The sequence below is a fragment of the Paenibacillus sp. FSL F4-0243 genome, assembly GCF_037963295.1.
GTDB lineage: Bacteria > Bacillota > Bacilli > Paenibacillales > Paenibacillaceae > Paenibacillus_AQ.
In genome coordinates this window covers 1,856,277-1,877,730 of sequence record NZ_CP150151.1, presented here as the reverse complement: position 1 = coordinate 1,877,730, position 21,454 = coordinate 1,856,277, and the positions used below count along the sequence as shown (strand labels likewise).

At 44.1% G+C, this 21,454-nt stretch carries 14 protein-coding genes and 1 other annotated feature (1 of these 15 running past the window's edge); of the genes, 5 read left to right on the top strand and 9 right to left on the bottom strand.

The window, feature by feature from the left end; all coding sequences use genetic code 11:
• Nucleotides 1-222: a binding site (T-box leader), on the bottom strand (it extends 65 nt beyond the left edge of the window).
• A 269-nt stretch (nt 223-491) separates the two neighbouring features.
• The 5 genes from NSS87_RS08380 to NSS87_RS08360 all read left to right on the top strand — a co-directional run bounded on the left by NSS87_RS08380 (nt 492) and on the right by NSS87_RS08360 (nt 8,438).
• The gene (locus NSS87_RS08380; protein ID WP_339246223.1) at nt 492-3,053 is read left to right on the top strand and encodes a hypothetical protein; all 2,562 of its coding nucleotides are present in this window, start codon (nt 492-494) and stop codon (nt 3,051-3,053) included.
• 58 nt (nt 3,054-3,111) lie between these two features.
• Nucleotides 3,112-4,524: an efflux RND transporter periplasmic adaptor subunit gene (locus NSS87_RS08375; protein WP_339246221.1), complete on the top strand. Its 1,413-nt coding sequence runs from the start codon at nt 3,112-3,114 to the stop codon at nt 4,522-4,524.
• Nucleotides 4,521-5,219 (top strand): ABC transporter ATP-binding protein, encoded by a 699-nt coding sequence (locus tag NSS87_RS08370; RefSeq protein ID WP_042186162.1) that lies wholly within the window; start codon nt 4,521-4,523, stop codon nt 5,217-5,219. The genes NSS87_RS08375 and NSS87_RS08370 overlap by 4 nt, the downstream gene beginning before the upstream one ends.
• Nucleotides 5,216-6,388, top strand: coding sequence for an ABC transporter permease (locus tag NSS87_RS08365; RefSeq protein WP_339246217.1), 1,173 nt, complete (start codon nt 5,216-5,218; stop codon nt 6,386-6,388). Before NSS87_RS08370 ends, NSS87_RS08365 begins: the two co-directional genes overlap by 4 nt.
• A 439-nt stretch (nt 6,389-6,827) precedes the next feature.
• Complete coding sequence (locus tag NSS87_RS08360) at nt 6,828-8,438, top strand: diguanylate cyclase (RefSeq protein WP_339246215.1); 1,611 nt, start codon at nt 6,828-6,830, stop codon at nt 8,436-8,438.
• A gap of 61 nt (nt 8,439-8,499) precedes the next feature.
• On the opposite strand, the gene pulA is transcribed toward NSS87_RS08360, so the two are convergent.
• From pulA to NSS87_RS08315, 9 genes are all read right to left on the bottom strand, one after another.
• Nucleotides 8,500-10,839 (bottom strand): type I pullulanase, encoded by a 2,340-nt coding sequence (gene pulA, locus NSS87_RS08355; protein ID WP_339246213.1) that lies wholly within the window; start codon nt 10,837-10,839, stop codon nt 8,500-8,502.
• Between the two features lie 411 nt (nt 10,840-11,250).
• A complete protein-coding gene (ptsP, locus tag NSS87_RS08350) occupies nt 11,251-12,963 on the bottom strand; it encodes a phosphoenolpyruvate--protein phosphotransferase (protein ID WP_042186158.1) in 1,713 nt (570 codons plus the stop codon).
• Entirely contained in the window at nt 12,956-13,231 is a 276-nt protein-coding gene (locus tag NSS87_RS08345; protein WP_042131974.1) for an HPr family phosphocarrier protein, read from the bottom strand. The genes ptsP and NSS87_RS08345 overlap by 8 nt, the downstream gene beginning before the upstream one ends.
• 100 nt (nt 13,232-13,331) lie before the next feature.
• Nucleotides 13,332-15,395, bottom strand: coding sequence for a glucose-specific PTS transporter subunit IIBC (gene ptsG, locus NSS87_RS08340; protein ID WP_339248473.1), 2,064 nt, complete (start codon nt 15,393-15,395; stop codon nt 13,332-13,334).
• Between the two features lie 279 nt (nt 15,396-15,674).
• On the bottom strand, nt 15,675-16,550 hold the full coding sequence (locus NSS87_RS08335) for a PRD domain-containing protein (RefSeq protein WP_339246209.1): 876 nt from the start codon (nt 16,548-16,550) through the stop codon (nt 15,675-15,677).
• Between the two features lie 128 nt (nt 16,551-16,678).
• Nucleotides 16,679-18,292, bottom strand: coding sequence for a hypothetical protein (locus tag NSS87_RS08330; RefSeq protein WP_339246206.1), 1,614 nt, complete (start codon nt 18,290-18,292; stop codon nt 16,679-16,681).
• Nucleotides 18,285-18,992, bottom strand: a complete 708-nt coding sequence (locus NSS87_RS08325) for an ABC transporter ATP-binding protein (protein WP_339246203.1) — start codon at nt 18,990-18,992, stop codon at nt 18,285-18,287. The genes NSS87_RS08330 and NSS87_RS08325 overlap by 8 nt, the downstream gene beginning before the upstream one ends.
• Before the next feature lie 111 nt (nt 18,993-19,103).
• Nucleotides 19,104-20,678, bottom strand: coding sequence for a flotillin family protein (locus NSS87_RS08320; protein ID WP_052404202.1), 1,575 nt, complete (start codon nt 20,676-20,678; stop codon nt 19,104-19,106).
• Nucleotides 20,678-21,214: a hypothetical protein gene (locus tag NSS87_RS08315; protein WP_042186148.1), complete on the bottom strand. Its 537-nt coding sequence runs from the start codon at nt 21,212-21,214 to the stop codon at nt 20,678-20,680. Before NSS87_RS08315 ends, NSS87_RS08320 begins: the two co-directional genes overlap by 1 nt.
• Nucleotides 21,215-21,454 lie beyond the last annotated feature (240 nt).

Genomic DNA, 21,454 nt, shown 5'->3' with positions numbered 1-21,454 from the left:
TCATTCCCTCTTTTGGCTGGACAGATACCTATCTCACTTTATACAGAAATAACGGTCTGTGACCGGTTTCCCCTACGCTTCCTTACAAGGCAATCTTAAGGAATTCAAGGAACTGCTCCGGAGTGAACTTCGACAGCTCTGTATCCTAGAAACGCTCTCAATCACCGGCGTCTCCTCCCTGTAAGTCAGGCACTGTGTACTCTTCTCCATCACTGCATTTCACAATTCAATCTAATTGTCAGGTATCTCTTTTATGCAAGAGATATGTCTGTTTATTATATGCAAAATCTGTCGTTTTGACAAGTTCAAGCATAATTAGGGCAATTTTTATCTGGCTTTAAGCTGGCTTTAAGGTTCAGAGCCATTTTGGGGACTTTTTTTCAGCTAACGTTCAGCGGAGCTTGATAATTTCCATTATTAAGAAGGCATGGTTGTACTCAATCATAAATCACCTTCAAAATACAAGGACTTTCATACCGGGAGGGAATTACATGCATGCACGAAGAACAAAAGTAGCTGTGATCATACTTAGCGCAGCAGTTCTGAGTCAAGCTTCAGCGTATGGAGCATACGCGGCATCAACGACTACTTCATCCACCAAAACAGCAACTGCCACCACTGTATCCACTCTGGATAAACTCGGCTCGATAGCTTTAAAGAGTAACTTTAGTGTGAAGCTGACCGATGTTGGCTTTTTGACTCAGGATGGCGGCAATATTCTTACATACACCCTCAGCTATAACAATGGGAGCGGAAGCAGCATCAATCTTGTGGACTATTTCTCTAAAGTAACAACTGCCGGAGGAACCGTTATCCAAGGAAGCCCAGTAACCAGCAGTGCAACCATCAAATCTATCCCCTCCAAAAGCAGTCAATCCGTAACCTATTACGTAAACGTCGGTAAATCCACATCTTTAAATGGAGTGAAGATTTCAGTATTCGGTTGGGATTTCAGCAGTACCGATTATCAAAAAAAGCTGGGGACCTTCACCATGCCTGTTGCTTTTTCACAAGCGGTCGCTAGAGGCCAAAGTAAAAAGATAACCTTGAATAATCAGCCCGTAACAACCAAAACGGAAAGTCTGCAAATTTACAAATATAACGGTAAGGTATACGCCAAAGTAGGTGTGAGCTTAACCAATCAAGGAACCAAAGTGCTAAGTGATCCTGGACTTAAGGGATACCTCGCATCCGCAGGAGGATCTGTATTTGAATTAACGCTTGATGATGCGAGCAGTAACTACAAAGTACAGCCACAGGAAAAAAAGACGATCTACTACATGACGGAAATCCCCTCTTATATGAAGACAGACAATATGACTCTGCAGTTTGCTGCAGAAGATACCTCATTAAAATTAGCTTTGCCCATCGTCACCTATAACCTTCCCGCTGCTACCACACCAGATCTTGTCGTAGCCAGCAATGTCATCAAGAAGCTTACGATTAACAATAATACTGTCGAGACGCAGTTAAAAAACGCCAATGTCTATGCCGACAACGGCACCGCGAAGTGGACGCTGCAATTCCGAGTAAAAAATAGCGGCAACAAGGCGATTACTTTGCCTGCTTATGAGTTTACCGTTAAAGCCGCTGAAGGATACAGCTTTCCGGTGGACACGAAGGCTTTCGCTAACCTTACACTCAAACCCCTTGAAGAAAAAATAATTGAGCTCAGTGCAGAAGTTCCGCTAACGATCGCTCAAGGAACGCTACAGCTGCAAATGACTGAACCCACTGTAGAGGGTAAGATCATTTTTCCTGCGGCCTATTATCAGATTCCTTACACACTCCAAACTAACAATTGGCAGGATACAGAATACGCAGTGGAGAACAGTCACGGCACATTTGCTGTCAAGCTTGAGAACATCCAGCGGCTACCTTGGGCAGACAAAGATCAGCTTGTAGCTAAAATCAATATTCGCAACACGAAATCGACCTCTGTGCAGCTTCCTGCATTTACAAGCGTCATTAAAGCTGGTGAGAGTGATATTAGCAGCACTTCCCAAGTCGTCACAGAAAGCACGCAAACCATACTCGGGCCAAATGAATCCGCAGACGTTTATGTCGTGGCCAATGTTCCTTACACCTACCAGTTCAATCAATTAAAAATAACGCTGCAAGAAACCTCCGGCGAAAGCAAAATTAATTTTCTTTCTTTAAGTACAAATCAGTTGGACAGCCGTGTTCAGGAAGTTGCAGCACTAAGTTCCTTCCAAATTGACCTTGAAAGTAAAAAAGCAGAAGTTTTAGAGCGCCGGACAACGGTTTATCAGGGTGCGAGCTCCAATATCATGTACACAGAACTGGAAATGAACAGTGAGGAATCACGTAAATCGGAGCAGGCTCAACTCGTAGCTTATTACAAAACGCCTGACAATCAATATTACGAAGCCGAGGTCAACCAGTCTACCACTTCCACGAGCCCTAACGGAAAAAATCTGGTTACCGTCTGGACTAAGCTTCCACTTGGAGTAGATCCTTCTCAGCTTGTTCTTTATGTCGGTGAAGGGGTATCCGAAGGAAAACTTACGGCTCCTGGTGGGAAATCAACGGGATATATCAATACGGTGTCACTGGGACTAAATAATGTTGCGGTGGAGTCAAAAAGCAATCTTTTGGATGTAGAATTGTTCCCTTATACCCTATCCGTTACAAATGCAGTCGCCACCATCACTGGTGGAAAAGATACGCTAAGCACTGTCCTAACCTACAACCTGTCGAGCAGCACGCTTTACGAATCGGGTACCTATGAGCACAAGCTTGTACTAGAGCTGATCGACCCCTTCGGACAAACGATGGAGAAGACATTAACACTGGGCACAGATCTACCATTAGGGAACTTCAAGTCATACACCACAACATTCACAAGCAATCTTTACAAAACTCTAGGTGGCGGCGCGATCCGATTGAATGTATACGACGAATTCCAAGGTCATCGAAATTTGCTGGGAACTGGGACCTATGTTGTCACTTATCAGGCAGCGTCAACGACTTCAAACAACAATTCCACTTCAAACACCGATTCTAGTGCTAACAATCCATCCGACACTTAGTAAGAGTACGAGGGGTGGCCTAAGTTAAAAGAAATTTGATGATCTATGGAGGAAAGAAATGAAGAAGAAAAAAGTGTTGCTCTGGACCATCGGAGTAGTAGCTGTAGTAACAGCCGGATTGTTGGTGTATACATTTTTACCTGATAAGAGCAGTCAGGCTGCTGAAGTGCCCGTTAATACAGCCACGGTTACGAAGGGCGATATCGTAGTAAATGTATCTGGAGCAGGCTCCGTCACGGCCACAGAAACAGGAAAAGTGAAAACGAAGGACGCTGGAACCGTAGCTGAGGTGCTTGTCAAAGAAGGCGACAATGTGAAAAAAGGTCAGACATTAATTACCTTCGAAGGCGATGACCTGAGCGATAATCTTAAGCAGGAACAAACCTCTCTTACCTCGCTTGAAACAGATCTTCAGGACAAGCAGGAGCAGTATAAGAAGCTTGCCGTGGCAGGTGCCTCCGAGGATGAATTGGCCAGTGCCAAACGTTCGATTGAAAAAGCGAAAACGGATATCGCTTCTCAAATCGAAAAAATTGCATCTGTACAAGAGGATATGATCCCTCCATATCCCCTAACCGCTCCTATTGACGGAACTGTTACAGCAGTTAACATAGCCAGCGGTGAAAAAGCGATGGATGGCTCTGAACTCATCGATATCACCGATTATGCTAATTTAAGCGTCATAGTGCAGGTGGATGAGCTTGATATTCCTACAGTGAAAATAGGGATGCCTGCTACCATTTCATTGGATGCCCTGCCCGACACTGAATTCAAGGGGAGTGTTACTAAGATTGCCAAGGAAGGCACCGTCTCGAACGGAGTCTCCCTCTTCGATGTTACCGTTGGCTTAACCACCTCCGAAGGCGCCCTTGTAGGGATGTCGGCAGAAGTTTCAGTTACAACAGCTGAGAAAAAAGATGTATTAACCGTACCTATTGAAGCTGTTCAAGAAAGAAATGGCAAGTACACAGTTTCTCTCCCTTTAACAGCGGGTTCACCGGGTTCAACCGATTCCTCAAAAGCCTCTAGCGAGGGCCAAGCACCGAGGCCTAGCGGGGCTCCCGATGCTAACGGTGGTGCTATGCCTAGCGGGGCTCCTGATGCTCGCGATGGCGCTATGCCTAGTGGAGCGCCTGATGCTCGCGGCGGTACTATGCCTAACGGAGCAGCTGGCACAAGAAACCGTGGAAATAGTAATCAGCGAACAGTTTCCGTCGAAGTGGGCATCCATGATGAGAGCAGTATTGAAATTGTCAGTGGGCTTAATGAAGGAGACAAAGTGATCATCCCTACTGTCATCTCTACCAAAACAGGTACAACTAGTACTGAGATGCAAATGCAAGGTGGCATGGGCGGTATGGGTGGCGCCGGTTTCGGCGGCGGCGGCTTTAGTGGCGGTGGTGGCTTCAGTGGAGGTGGTACTGGTGGCACGGGCGGAGCACCTGGTGGTGGCGGAGGTGGCAGTAGATGAGTGCTTTAACGCCACTGATCCAAGTCCAGAATATGACCCATGGCTATACTATGGCCGGAGAAACTATGACAGTTCTAAAAAATCTTTCCTTTACAATCGACTTCGGAGAGTTCGTAGCGATTATAGGTCCTTCCGGTTCTGGTAAATCAACACTAATGAACATGCTCGGATGCCTGGATGTATCGGATGAAGGAAGCTATCTCCTAGACGGACAAGAGGTTCGTAAGTTATCCGACAACAAGCTGGCAGTTATCCGGAATGAGAAGATCGGCTTTATCTTTCAAAACTTCAATCTCCTCCCCAAGTTGTCTGCTGTCGAGAATGTGGAGCTTCCGCTAATATACCGCGGCCTCTCACATCGAGAACGCAGAGAAACAGCGCAGCAAGCACTCCTTAAAGTTGGTTTGGAGGAGAGAATGCATCACCGACCTTCTGAGCTTTCAGGAGGTCAGCAGCAGCGTGTAGCGATTGCGCGAGCCATGGCTGGATCTCCCCCGATTCTACTTGCAGATGAACCTACCGGGGCGCTTGATACGCGAACTGGACAAGAGGTCATGCAGATGATACGAGAATTAAATGAGCAGGGTCATACAATCATCCTAATCACACATGACCTCGAAATTGCAAAGCAAGCAAAGCGGATCATTCGTATTCAGGATGGCAACCTCGTAGAAGATCGGAGGAATGCGAGGTGAAATTATTTCAAAGTATGCGGATGGCTCTAAAAAGTATTTACAGCAGTAAAGTAAGAGCTTTTTTAACGATGCTGGGTATTATTATTGGTGTATCATCCGTTATCATCCTCGTTTCTGTGGGGCAGGGAACTACTTCTCAGATTACGGAGCAGCTTAATGGACTCGGAACAAATCAACTGACGGTAAACATCACTGGCCGTGGGGCTACCACCTCCCTCACCTATGAAGAAGCCTTGGCACTAGGAGATATAGAGGGGATAGAAAATGTAGCTCCTGTGATCAGTGGCAACGTTACAGCCAAGCATAATACTGAGAATGTTAGCGTTACAGTTGAGGGCATTACACCTTCTTATGAGGACGTTAAGGATTTTCATGTACAGTCAGGACGTTTCCTGCTTGATATTGATACGGAGTACCGGCAGAAGGTAGCGCTAATCGGCACAGGTACGGCTGAGGATTTATTCGGTACAGATGATCCTGTCGGCCAAAAGGTACAGCTAAACGGGATCAGCTATAAAATCGTCGGTCTTTTGGAAGCAAAAGGCTCTAATCTAAGTGGCTCCAACGATGATATCTTATTGATTCCTATAGCTACTGCAGAACGTCAGTTAAAAAGCAAAGGCGTACGTTCCATCACAATTGCGACGACTTCAGCAGACACTGTAGCTACCGTAAAAGATAAACTAGAGAGTACACTGGATGCTAAATTTAATTATGCGGATAATGCTTTTAGTGTCTTTGACTCTCAAGAGATGCTGGAAACTGTAAATTCTACGACAGCTACGCTTTCAATGGCACTTGCGGGAATTGCCGGCATTTCTCTGTTTGTCGGGGGGATCGGCATTATGAATATTATGATCGTATCCGTTAATGAAAGAACAAGAGAAATTGGTATCCGCAAAGCAATCGGCGCCAAAAAGTTCGATATTCTCGCTCAATTCATGATCGAATCCATTGTGCTTAGCGGATTGGGTGGGGTGATCGGTGTTGGCATTGGAGTCGCAGGTAGTTGGTTACTAGGAAAGTACACTTCACTTACAGTATCCATTGCTTGGGATATGGTACTGATATCTTTTGTTTTCTCCTTGCTTATCGGCGTGATTTTCGGAATGATGCCTGCGAACAAAGCCGCACGGCTTCGCCCCATTCATGCACTACGTAACGAATAGTAACTTCAAGTCAGCTGCCACAGTCATTATTATGACTAGGCAGCTTTTTTTAACATAACAGAACTCATATTTTTGGGGCTGAGCTGGGTATCATTTACGAAGGCGTTGGGTAATAGGATTTATGGATTTGAATATAGATAAGGCAATAGGCCCATACCATAATCATTTAAATTTTTTATTATTGATATTTATTTGAGGAAGCGATTGCTCTATAAGTAGGACGTCCTATATACTTGTTGTACTACAAACTGCGATCCACACACAATTTATCTTTCCCATGCCTCAATTCCCACTATGTTACAACACCTCTTTTTTTTACATAATTACTCTCAACATCTTTGCCTGAAAATAAAACACGCCTGCCACAAATGGAAGTTCCGCAGGTTATAGTTAGCAGCAATAAGATTTGTTAAACATCTTATGCGGGGAGAAGATGACCGTGGCTGGATTTTTCGATATCAAAGTAACACGCAAACTAATCTTTATTTTCGCTGCGATCTCCATTCTACTGGTTGGGATTAGTGTAGCTTCTTTACTCTATCTGAATCACACCATTAACAGAATGTCAGATTCTTTATATGAAGATGTATTTGAGAACTCTGAGCTCATACTGAGCGCTGATCGTGATCTGCATCAAGCCGCAATCGCTCTCCACTCCTCCATGAGCTCGAACCTCACTGACGCTGAACGTGATCAGTTCATTCAGGAATTTAAGGACAATAATCAACAAGCACAAGAACGGGTAGGCCTAGCAAGTTCAGACATCAAATCTATCAACAAACCCTACAGTGATTTGAAACAGGCAAATATACTTACTGAATTAGAGAACGAGCTCCATGCCTTCGAAACATCCCTAGTCCTATGGAAGAGTACAGGAAGTAAATTGATAGCTGAACGGATGCAGATCGGATGGGATCCTGCTTCATATCATGCTGTAAGTCTGAACATGCAGTTAAATGAAGTCAGAACTCATCTAGATCAATCAGAAGACCTGATAGACACCTACGCTTTACAAGTAACAGATGGATTCCAAGATAAAAAGAGTGCACTCTTTGCGCTATACTCATTGGTCTTCTTTATTCTGCTTCTAGTTATTATTTATCTGGGTCGCAAAATCATTTGGCTCAAAAATGAAATGCTGGAGGAACAAACACTCTATCAGCTAATCGGCGAAACCATGTCTGACTTTATTATTTTGACTGATCCTAACGGGTTGATACTGTATAGCTCCCCTTCACATTCAAGTATTCTCGGCTATGTTCCTAAAAAGGGTGACCCACTCTCCAACTACATTCGTGAACCGGAAATTGCTTGGGCTAAACTAAAGAGTGTCGTTCAAGGAACCCCTCGTATCTCAGAGCTACGAATGCGTGGAGCTGAAGGGCAATGGGTATGGCTGGAAACGAAGGTGTCGCCTGTTCGGGGAAGCAATAATTTCCCAGCACAATTTATGTTAGTGTCCCGTGAAATTACACAACGGAAGCAATACGAAGAACGATTACATAAGCTAGCCTTCTATGATCATTTAACCGCGATTCCCAACCGAGCTCATTTCAAAATGTACATGGAGAATCTCATCAACCAACCCGAGGAACGGAGAAAGAATATTGCACTCGCATTGCTGGATTGTGACAGATTCAAGCAGTTAAACGATACCTTAGGACATCTCGCTGGAGACGAATTTCTCCAGCTGCTCTCTCGAGAGCTTTTGCAAACGGTTAAAGGTGTAGGCCAGGCGTTCCGGATTGGCGGTGATGAATTCGCGGTGGTACTGCACCGATTTACTTCTCCAGAAATGTTAGATGAAATGCTACAACGGTTGCTTAAGTTATTCAACAAATCTTGGTCTATTGACAATGGATCTAGCTTCCACACCTCCGCAAGTATTGGTGTAGCCCTATTTCCTGAGCATGGAAGCAGTATTAATGAACTTCTGCGTGCCGCAGATCTAGCGATGTACCTTTCCAAAGACCATGGAGGGAATGAAGCTAATCTCTACTACGAGCTTTTAGATGTAGGTTTATCCAACCAGATCATCGGAAAACCATAAGATCAACAAAAAGAGCTGTTCCGGGGGACAACTAACCCTGAAGCAGCTCTTTTTTATTTTTTTAACTGGTTAACTGCAGATGATCATCTGAGATTCCATCATTCTCCTGATCACGATCTATAACCATGACCTTGATCAGCTCTTCATCCTTGGAACAATCAATGAAGCGATCGCCATCCCCATCTTTCTCTTCCCAGTCATTTAGTCGTAATATATACCCGATAGAATCGGTACCTGGCAACACCTCAATTCGTGCAACTGCACGCCCATCCTCCATATACCGAAAGTCGCATTGTCCGTCCTGAATTCCTGTATCCCAAACCCAAAGATTCCAGCCTTGATATTTCCCATCTGGCCGCTCATAGTGTACTTCGATAATTTTGGACCGCGGTGCTGGCTCACCACATTCATCATAGAGCACCATCATCGACAAGCCTTCAATTTCCACCTCGCTACCTGCGACCTTCCGGAATGCTTCTGTCCCCGCTCGGGTATGATCCACTACCACGTTCCAACCGTTGTTAGCTTCAGGAAGAGATAGCTTTACTCGATCATTATTGGCATTAAAGATGACTGTTATATTGTTCCAGAGGTCACCTCCTGCATGATTTCTAAGCAGGTATGACACGATCCCCCCATCACAGCGCAGAAATTCCAGCGAACGCTCAATTTCCTGCCGACCATGTAGACGAAATGCCGGATGTGTACGCCGCAGTTCGATCAAACCTTTATAATATTGAAATACAGGCTTAAACATACTCTTCATGTTCCAGCGGATCGCGTTTATCGTATCACCGCTACGATAGCTATTATGATCTCCAAATTTACTGCGCAGTAGCTCATCACCGGCATGCAGGAATGGAATCCCTTGCGAGGTCAGGATGATTCCATTTGCAAGTAGGGATCGGCGCACGGTCTCATTGCAGAGAATATTCTCCAGATCTACATTCACGTAAGGATTAGCCCGTGAAATGGCATCCTGAAATCCCCCTTGAACGGTAAGCACCTTATCCCATAAATTCAAATTATCATGGGCCGTTACATAGTTCACCGATTCCACTGGGGAGTCTGTAAATTCGTGGATGGCTCCTTTGATTCCGGCTGCAATAGCCCCTTCTTTACCGTATTCCCCTGTAATGAAGCCCCGTCCCCATCCATCACTATCACCTTTGATCGCCGAACGAAAGTTATCATTGAAGACAGCATATCCTTTCCCCCGCTGCACACCTTTTAGCGTCTTTGTTGCCAGTGGAGAATCTCCACCTGTCCAAGGTTCGCCATATAACAGCAGATTAGGATTCACCTCAAGTCGAAGCTCTTCCGTTATTTCACGCATGGTCACACTATCCATCAGACCCATTAGATCAAATCTGAAGCCATCAATATGATACTCCGTAGCCCAGTAGGACAACGAATCCTTAATATATTTGCGTACCATCGGACGCTCTGTAGCCAGCTCGTTACCAACTCCCGAGCCATTAGATAAACGTCCCAAGTAGTCACGGCGATAGAAGTAATCTGGTACAAGCGGCTCGAAGGGACCCTTCTCCACAGCATACGTGTGGTTGTAAACCACATCCATAATTAATGAAATCCCACGACTATGCAAAGCCTGAACCATTTCTTTAAATTCCCGGATTCGTAGACCTGGATCGGTAGGATCAGTGCTATATGATCCTTCCGGTACATTATAATGCTGAGGATCATATCCCCAATTGTAGTCGGTATGTTCAATGGACGAACCACGCTTTATTACACTTAACTCATCTACGGTCTGGAAATCAAACACGGGCATCAGATGTACATGGGTGATACCCAATTCAACCAGATGATCAATACCTATTGCATTTCCTTCCGAATCTCTTAAGCCAAATTCGGTAAATGCTTTGAATTTGCCCTTATAGTACATGCCAGAACTCTCATGTGAGGAGAAGTCACGCACATGCAGCTCGTAAATAACCGAGTCTGCAGGATGCTGCAATGGAGGAGCAACGTCCTTCTCCCAATGCTCAGGATGGGTCCTGCGCAAATCAACGATTGCTGTTCTTAAACCATTTGCCGATACGGCTTTTGCATAAGGATCTACTGCTTCCGTCACATTTCCATCAGCAAATACAGCACGGTACATATAATATTTCCCTTTTAAATCACCTGATAACTTAGTCTGCCAGACTCCGCCGTTCTGACGCTGCATATATATAATACGCCCACTATCTGTAGAGCTCGGATCAAATCCAATGTTACGTTGATTTCCATCTGTTTCGTACAAAACTAGAGATACAGCAAAAGCAGTAGGTGCCCAAACTTTAAATATACTGTACTCCACCGAGTACGACAAGCCCAGGTCTTTACCTTCATAGACCTCTAACATTAATTCTGTATTTATAACATTTTTACTCATGAGTTAACACCATCCTATGGCTCCCTGGCTAACTTATAGGGATGCTTATAAGTCCAAATATTTCCAATTTAGATCATATTAATACTTGCACAGCTCTGCAAGTCGGTAAAGGAGTATAAACTTTCTATGGATTCATACTATTATATGTAAGACATATTTACAGGTTTGGGTTCCTTACCGACTTTATACTCATCACTATTACTATCGGCATAGACATCTGTGCAATAAAGCAAATAAAAAGTGAATTTAATTATTCTAAATTGAGTATAACGCTCACGTATGAACTTAAGCCAACGTAAGAAATAAAATTATCGATATAAACACAAAAAAACCGACCTCCATACATCGGAAGTCGGTAATAGTAGTTGGAACGTTATAAAACGTTTAACGGAGTAATGCATATGGAAATAGTTAGTTAGTGATGCTTTGAACAAGTGCAGCTACTTCTTCAGCAGTGCCAAGTTGCAATGCTTTTGCAGCCAGTTCCTTCATGTCGGCAGCCGACAATTTAGAAATTTGACTACGTGCTGGCAGAATTGACGTTGCACTCATACTGAATTCATCAAGGCCAAGACCTAGTAAGAGTGGAATCGCTGTTGCGTCCCCAGCCATCTCACCGCACATTCCTGTCCATTTACCTTCTGCATGCGCTGCATCAATTACATTCTTGACCAGACGCAGGATGGCCGGATTGTATGGCTGATACAGGTAAGACACCCGTTCATTCATACGGTCAGCAGCCATTGTATATTGAATAAGGTCATTCGTACCAATACTGAAGAAATCAACTTCCTTTGCAAACTGGTCAGCCAGTACAGCAGTGGAAGGAATCTCAACCATAATGCCGAGCTGAATGTTGTCAGATACTTCCTTGCCTTCTTCACGAAGCTTCGCTTTCTCTTCAAGCAGAAGATCACGAGCTGCACGGAATTCACCAAGTGTTGCGATCATAGGGAACATAATGCGAAGATCCCCATGAACACTTGCTCTCAGTAAAGCACGCAGTTGCGTACGGAAAATATCCTGACGATCCAGACAAAGACGAATCGCACGGAATCCTAAGAAAGGATTCATTTCCTTTGGAAGATCCAGATACGGCAGTTCTTTGTCGCCACCGATATCAAGTGTACGTACGACTACCGGTTTGCCTTTCATATTCTCAAGCACAGTACGATAGGCGTTATATTGAATTTCCTCAGAAGGCAGCTTATCGCGGCCCATGTATAGAAACTCAGTACGATACAAGCCTACACCTTCGCCACCATTCTCAATTACACCATTGACATCGTTTGGTGTACCGATATTAGCCGCCAGCTCCACGTGCTTACCGTCTGAAGAAATCGTTGGTTTATCACGAAGTTTCTTCCACTCTGCAATTTGCAAGTCGTAAGCTTCCTGCTTGCGAACGTACTCCGCCACTTCTGCTTCACTAGGATTAATAAGAACGTCTCCGTTCAAACCATCAACAATCACTAGATCCCCAGAATTCACTTCTGTCATGACATTCTTAGTTCCAACTACCGCTGGAATTTCCAAAGAACGTGCCATAATCGCGGAGTGGGACGTACGTCCACCAATGTTTGTTGTGAAGCCTTTAACATACTTGCGATTTAGCTGTGCTGTGTCAGAAGGTGTTAAATCCTCAGCGATAACAATAACCTCTTCATTTATTTCTGCAGGACTAACATAATGAATACCCAGCAAGTGGTTCAGCAGGCGTTTGGTCACATCACGCATGTCAGCTGCACGTTCTTGTAAGTAAGCACTCTTCATGTTTTCGAACATTTCAATGAATTGTGTAGCTACTTCGTTTAGTGCATAGTCCGCATTAACCGATTCCTGACGAATTTTATCAATTACGGGATTAATCAGCTCAGGGTCCTCAAGAATCAGCAGATGAGATGCAAAAATCTCTGCTTTCTTCTCTCCTAGTTCTGCTAAAGTACGCTCTTTAATGGTCTGCAGTTCAGCACTTGATTTAGCAAGTGCGTCATTCAACTTGGCGACTTCTGCTTCAGGATCACTGATACTAGTTTTTGTAATTGTATAATCCGGATGTTTCAGGATAAAAGCACGGGCTACTGCAATCCCTGCTGAAGCCGCGATTCCTGAAATTTTATTCATGGATTTCCCCTAGCCCTTCTTTAATCATTACATCAGAAAGTGCGCTCAGAGCTTCAGCTTCTTCGCTACCTTCAGTAATCAGAGACAAAGTGTCTCCAGCTTCTAGACCCAATGACAATACGCCAAGGATAGATTTCAATGTAACTTTTTTGCCTTTTGCTTCTGCATAAGCTTCTGTACCTTTGAATTTCGTAGCTGTATTTACCAAGGCAGTTGCCGGACGTGCGTGAATTCCATCTTCATCGATAATTCTGAATGTTGTTTGCATAATATTATCCAACTCGCTTTCTTTTAATAGAATATTTTTAAATTTATAGTGAAGGCTTCGCTCCCTTTAATGTTTAAAGGAAGCGTCCACCCTTGCACTTTTACTGAATGGTAATAATATCCTTATCGCCAATGGATACCTTACCTGGCTTCTTCAAGGTTACGGAAGAGCCTTCTGGTAAATTGGAGAAAATAACAGGAGACATTACTGATGGTGCATGTGCTTTTACATATTCTAAATCCACTTCCATGATCGGCTGTCCAGCAGCTACAAGGTCGCCCTCTTCGACTAGAACTGTAAAGCCTTGACCTTTAAGCTTAACTGTATTAACCCCTATATGAACGAGCACTTCCTTACCTCCATCGGACATAATGCCGATCGCATGCTTGCTCGGGAACACATTAAACACTTTACCGTAGACTGGTGAAGCAATCTTTCCATCATCGGATAAGAAAGCAAAACCATCACCCGTCATTTTTTGGGAGAATACTGCATCGGGAACCTCAGTGATATCCACTAGTTCACCATTTACCGGTGAGACGATATCTTCTTTGATAATCGCTTCACCAGCTTCACCTGCCTGCTGTTCTTCTTCAGGCTGTGGCGTAGCCGCAACCGGCGTTGGCGCAGGTGTCTTCCCGCTAATTACATCTTGAATCTGAGATTTAATGGTATCGGAACGTGTGCCGAAGATCGCTTGAATGTTATTACCCACCTCAAGCACACCTGATGCACCTAACTTCTTCAGACGAGTCTTATCCACACCTGATTTATCTTTAACCTCCACACGAAGACGGGTAATACAAGCATCCAGATGAGCGATGTTCTCTTTACCACCCAACGCAGACAAGATGTTTCGTGGTAAATCATCACCCGTTTTAGAAACGGATTCTGTGTTAGTATCTTCAACCTCACCCGTATCCTCTTCACGACCCGGTGTCATCAGATTGAACTTCCGAATAACAAAGCGGAACCCGAAGTAGTAAATTACGGCAAGAGCAAGACCTACTGGAATTACGAGCCACCAAGCCGTACGGTTCGGGATAATACCAAAGAGCACGTAATCAATAAAACCTCCAGAGAAGGTCATACCAATCTTGACATTAAGAATATGCATGGTCATAAAGGACAAACCTGCAAAAACAGCATGTACTGCGAACAGCAATGGAGCTACGAACAAGAATGAGAATTCAAGCGGCTCTGTAATCCCTGTCAGGAATGAAGTCAATGCTGCGGAAAGCATCAAACCTCCGACAATTTTTTTATTATGAGGTTTAGCTTCATGATAAATGGCCAAAGCAGCTGCTGGAAGACCGAACATCATGAAAGGATACTTACCTGTCGTAAATGTTCCTGCTGTGAATTCTACGCCATCACGAAGCTGCTGCATGAAGATCCGTTGGTCACCTCGAACCAATTCCCCAGCTTTATCTACGTAGGTACCAAATTCATACCAAAACGGAGAATAGAAGATGTGATGCAGACCAAAAGGAATAAGCGAGCGTTCGATTGTTCCGAAGATAAACGCTGCGAGCGTTTTATTCGTATCAATCATACTTTGTGATACATAGTTCAGACCGTGTTGAATTGGCGGCCAAACTAAGGTCAATGCCAGACCAAGAATCAAAGACGTTACCGCAGTCATGATCGGTACGAAACGTTTACCTGCGAAGAAACCCAGGTAGGATGGAAGTTCGATTTTGAAGAATCGTTTGTACATGGACGATGCCAATATACCGACGAGTATACCTCCAAATACCCCCGTTTGCAGTGTTGGAATTCCTAAGACGCTAGCATAGGAAAAGTCGCCTTGGCTCAGGACATAATCATTGACGCCAATTACAGTACCCATCGTAACATTCATTACGAGGAAACCAATAATAGCGGCTAGACCAGCAACACCCTCACCACCGGATAAACCGATGGCAACACCCACGGCAAATAGTAAGGATAAATTATCAAATACAATTTGCCCTGAGTTCATCAATACGTTCGCAATTGCCTGAACTACATCGTTCTCAAGTGCCGGAACGTATTGTAGAAAATCGGGGTTTACCAGCATGTTTCCTATTCCAAGGAGCAGACCGGCTGCTGGCAGTATGGCTACTGGGAGCATCAGCGCTTTACCGACTCTTTGTAAAACGCCGAAAAGCTTTTTGAACATCATGGTCACTTCCTTTCATTATTCACATTTTCAGTAAAACAGATGCCAAAAAAGGCATGAGCAACACAGTATAAAGGTTGTTATCTAACGGTAAGGTTAGATTACCCCAAGATGGGGACTAGCAACCAAAATACTGTAAATCACTCATGCCTGATCGAATCAGTTACACGCTTGGTATTCTGTTTTAATTAGGACACCGATATTGTAGCACCGTTTTTTTGTAGTGACAAGCTTTTTTTAAAATAAAAGAAAGTATAAGTTTCACTTTATACATTATCCTTATATTTCTCGCTTCGTCTCCATATCCACTTCATCCTCTTTCTTCTGGGCAAGACGTTGCAAATGAACTGTCAAATAACTGACCTCTGCTGGATACACAGGAATTCGCACTCGGTTCTCAATCACCTTAGTTAATTGCCAAGCCAAGGTATACATTTCGGGATACTCTCGTTTCATAAGACCATCCAGCGTAGAAGTCTCCCGCACTGATTCTCCACGGCGCAGTCTTTCTAGAACAAATCGTAGATGAGTCACCAACCGCGAATAATCAAGTGAATCACGTGGAATTCGATATTCGAGATTATTCTCTACAATTCCGATCAAATCACCAATCAAAAGAGAATGCTGTCTGACCTCGGAAATTTGTCTATTACTCAGCGCGCTAACGATATGAAGTGCAACAAAACCCACCTCATCTACAGGCAGTTCCACGCCCATGCCTTCATTAATCCGCTCAATCGCATACTCTGCCATCTTATACTCTTCAGGATAAATTTCCTTAGTCTCATACAGAAACGGATTGTGAATTGGGATATCTTGTTCATAACGCCGTATAGCAAATGAGATATGATCAGTGAGTGCAATATGAACATGCTCATTAAGTGGTTGACTACTGCTATGCATAATATATAACAAAATTTCATGTACAATCTCAATCAACTTTTCATCCACTTGGGGAAGAAGCTGTTTATATTGTTCCTGTTCTTCCTGGCTGCGGAGAATAAACATCTTCTCCACAGAGGATAGGTTAATCCGATCATGCAATTTTCGATTAAACCCTATCCCTTTGCCAATTACTACAACCTCGGAATATTGGGGATGGTCCGCAATGATAACGTTGTTATTTAACACCTTTGCTACAGTTATGCTACTCATTTTTGCCACCTCTTTTATCTCTAAACACCTGACTTCCAAGCAGCAAACGCAACATGAAACGGTACGATTAAAAAACTCTCGTTACCATCATATCATCAACATTCCGATATTAGAAGAACACTCGCATTCTATTTTACCCGGAAGGTTCGGCTGGAGAACTTGTATACCAACGTCACGGCAATAACCATATAAGCAATCGTTCCCGCAAGAACAACTAGTGTAAAAAGTGATGATGCTTTTGAAAATCCGATACAAGCGACGCTTAGTCCCAATACAATGCTGTTGACGATAAAAAAGAACGGATTTTTCATATTTAGCTCCGTGCTGTACGGTTGAAAGATATAATACATGAACAAATGGTGCACTGAGAAGAACAAGGAAAGACAAAGAATCGTTACCCAAAAGATCACTGCATCCATCAAACCCCAATCTGCACCAGAAAGCAGAAACAGCAGAGTACATGCTAAACATATGGCGACAGCAGGAATAAGATTAAGGCCACTCAATTTAATAAGACGAATCTTAAAATTGTCCAGAATCGCAGCTTGCTCACGATAGAATCCATAGCGCAACAAGCTTAAATCACAATTGTAAAACATCGCTTTGCATACGCGCTCACCTATAGAGGTATAGTTCATTATAAATACAAAAAAGGGAAGTCCACCGAGCAGATATGCTGTAAATTCGGACGAAGTCTCCGGCGAAATAAGCATCATTAGGACAGCCACTATAAAGAGCACACCAATGATCGTTAAACGCCTCTGGATGGGTTGAATCAACAAGCGTTTATGCCTGGAGAAAAAAATAGCATTCAGGTAGGCGTAACCTGTCTTTCCTTGAAAAGCTTTCCCCATAAGTTCTTCCGACGAAAAGTCCTTCTCCTTAGTCTGAACATCTGCCACCCTTGCTTCTTTCATCATCCGGTTCATATCCAGCAATGGATCATCTATCTTGGTAACGACATCTACAGCACTGCGATAGTTAGGATATTTCCCAATATACACAGCCGCAATTCCTCCAAGTACAACGATCACAAGACTCACGGGGACACTAAATCCTGTCGCATCATTTACAAAAGCGTACCCTAGATAAAGGGGCACATAGGCAAGTAAGCCACCTAGTCCAATCACGGACCATACCCAGCTCATCTTTTTAACTAACACAATTTCTTTTTTGTCAAAAAACCAAAGATTCAGCGCCTCGGTGACTATTCTGCAGGCCGTTAACAGTAGTGTTAGCCATACGCCATGCCATAGCGGTGCCCCAAAAATCCCCGCAAACACGGTTAATGCCGGAATAAAATATATAAAGAACGTTAGCCCTTTAAGCAAAAGCGTAGCATGCATATACTGTTTAGCCGGAATTCTCATCAGCTTCACACATATATATTTATCCCGTTTGGGCTCTAATATAAATACATTCGAAACCGCAGCCACTATAAAGCTCAGAACTATAAAAATATGTAAGAACAATGCATACTGTTCGGCGTGCGGCAATTCTTTGTGTGTAAGGACGATTGGCAAATAGATCACAATTCCCAAATAGGCGAACTTGCCTAAAAACCCCCACACTACCTTCAATGCAAGTACTATCCCAGCGAAGACTTGTTTTAGTGCAATGTTAGAGTAAATATCCCCTTTTAAAAGTTTGCCAAGAATAGGCAGCTTTTTGAAATAGTAAATCAGCCGATTGGCTCCGGACGAACCTCTAATCCTCTGAATGCTGCGAAGTGTACTAATCATTGTTGCCATCCTGAAGTAAAGCTATGATTTGCTCCTCAAATTCTGGACTTTGCAGAGTTTCACGCGGAATTTCTTGAAGGGTTCCATGATTTAGAATAACCAACTCGTCACATAAATCGGCGGCTAATTGCAAAATATGCGTAGAAAAAATAATGATGTGATCCTGCTTCATCTCACGCAGCAATTTCTTGATCTCAAGAGCCACAACCACGTCAAAAGAAGTTAAAGGCTCATCTAATAAAATCAAAGGCGGGCGAGTAATGATAAAGCAGAGCATTTGAATTTTATTCTTCATCCCGTGGGAATAACCCTTAATCAGCCGGTGCCGATCTTCTTCCTCAAACTTAATAATTGAAAAATAATCTTCAATGCTTTTATTCGGATCGATCTTCTCACGGTTGATGTCCATATAAAACTTTACGAACTCATAACCTGTCAGAAACTCAGGCAAAATGGGTAGGGAAAATACATATCCGATGTCCTCGTCACGAAGCGGACGGGCACTATCCTTCTCACCAATAAAGGCAGCTCCGCTATCCATTTGGATCTCACCACTCAAACAATTGAAAAGTGTGGTTTTACCTGCTCCATTCCGTCCAAGCAGCCCGTAGATCTTCCCTCTTTCAAAGGTGAAGTCTGCATCTTTAATCACCTGTTTACCATCGAAGCTTTTATAGATATGATCTAAAATTAGTTGCACGCTCGCGCACCTCTCCTATTCTATAGCTAAGACCCAAAACATAGAATAAGCCCGGTAGCAATCACCGAGCTTACCTTAAGTTAAATCATTCTATAGTAGTTATTGCTTTAACTAGTCTTCAGGTTGCTCAGCCACAGAAGTTGAAGCTTTGCTCGCTCCCCCCGATGCGGCTGGAGGTTGTATGGAGGTCACGGGTGTGACTGGAACAGCCTTGCTTCCAGTTGACCCCGAGGATCTAGTCGTCAGCCCTTTGATCAGGGCCTCTACGTCAATTCCAGAGACGCTCTTCAGCATCTCAGGAGCCGTAGACATCAACTGGGTTACATAGTTGCTGACACGTGCCGCACCTTCACCATTACCGGTATCTACAACCGTAAGCTTATCAATAGATGCCAGCGGCTTCGCGATTTGGCCAGCCAAATCAGGCAGCATTTTGACGATAATATCGAGCACGGCTGCTTCGCCGAATTTCTGGAAGGCTTCCGCCAGCTTTTCTTTGGCTTCTGCTTCCGCTAGACCGCGCAACCGGATAACCTCAGCATCCGCTGTACCTTTAGCCAGCTCTGCATCTGCCATCGCTTGACCTTCAAGACGCTTCTGCTCAGCTGTCGCTTTAGCTTGCGTTTCAATACTATATTGCAAGGCATCTGCCTCACGCATTCTCTTCGCCTTATCAGCTTCCGCCGCTTGCTCTACTGCGTAACGATCCGCTTCCGCTTTTTTCTTCACTTCTGCGTCGTACTGCTTCTCGCGAACTTGAATTTCTTTGGCTTGCAAATCGATTTCACGTTCCTTACGTACCAGCTCAACCTTCATCTGTTCTTCAACAACGGTCTGCTTTGCACGTGCCTCTTGAATATGATAAGCCTGGTCGGCTTCCGCTTTCGCTGTATCCTGATCCCGTTTAAACGCAGCCACCTTAAGCTGGTTTTCCTTGGAGGCTTCGGCAATATTCGTATCCCGCAGCAGTTCTGCTTTTTGCCCTTGCTCTTCAGCGTTTGCCTTTTGAATTCTCGCATCCCGCACTGCTTCTGCTTCAGCGATCTCTGCATCCCGCTTCACTGCAGCTATCCGCGGTTTACCTAATGCGTCAAGATATCCATGTTTGTCTCGTACATCCTTGATAGTAAAGGAAACAATTTGCAGACCCATTTTCTTAAGATCACGTGCCGCCACGCCTTGAACCTCTTGCGCAAAACGGTCACGGTTACGATATACTTCCTCAACGGTCATCGAACCGAGAATGGCCCGCAGATGACCCTCAAGAACTTCTTGTGCTTCGCTCTTCAGCGCTTCAATCGGTTTGCCCATAAATTGCTCAGCGGCTGTCGCCACATCTTCAGTCGAGCTACCCACTTTAATAATCGCTACACCGTCAGCAATAACCGGAACCCCTTGTTCGGTGTATACTTCCGGGGTCGTCACATCGAGTTTATGAGAAAGAAGCGACATAAATTCAGCTTTCTGAAAGATAGGGAGGATAAATGCCCCGCCCCCACGTACTATCTTTATTTTACGACCAGAACCATCGTCTGAAATATGATTTTTCCCCAAGAATGACCCCGTTACGATCATCCCTTCATCTGGTCCAACAGTTTTGTAACGTGCCCAGAATGCGATACCTAGCACAAACAAAACAGCAACGACAACAGCAGGGACTAACAAATACTCAGGAATACCGAACATTAAAGATCCACTCCTCTTCTCTTTTCGAATTCTGACACCAATGCAACGCCTTCTCTAACCTCCACTACAACAACTTTAATCCCTGCCGGAAGCAGCTCATGATCAAAGCTTGCTGCCGTATGCAGGCTATTGCCGGCGCCAAACTTTACCATAATCTCACCATAACCCGTGGCGGGAACAGGAATTGTGATTTCCCCGATCTTGCCAGGCAGATCACTCATAGAGAAACCATTGGACATTTCGCTTTTTTCCATGGGCTTAACCACCCCTAGATACATCAGTACTCCCAAAAAAGCGGCGGCTAACAAAGATAAAGCAATGATCGCCCCAGCTTCCAGAGCGCTGTACCGGGTTAGAAGAATGCCCGCTCCGCCGAACACGGTTATTCCTCCTGCCAGTACGGTGGGATTCAGAAAATCTACGGATACGAAATCAAAGACTCCATGCAAAGCATCTCCGATCACATCACCCACCAGGACGCTGACTATGGCAAATATGACGCCTAGCGCCAAGCAGCCTAAATACAGCGTTTGCATATTTACTTCCTCCTGTCTTCATTCAGGACTGTCATATTACTTTAAACGAATAAAGTAGGTCATTGGTTTCATAAACTTTGGATATTTACCCATAAAAGTTCCATTCTGAGGATAAACGTACGAAAAATGCGGTCAGCAGCAGCGGAGATCGGGGACGATGTCGAGGAGAAATCCACAGTAGAGCATAAACGCAAAGAAGCGATTCATCCATAATGGAAGAATCACTTCTTTGACGTTCTA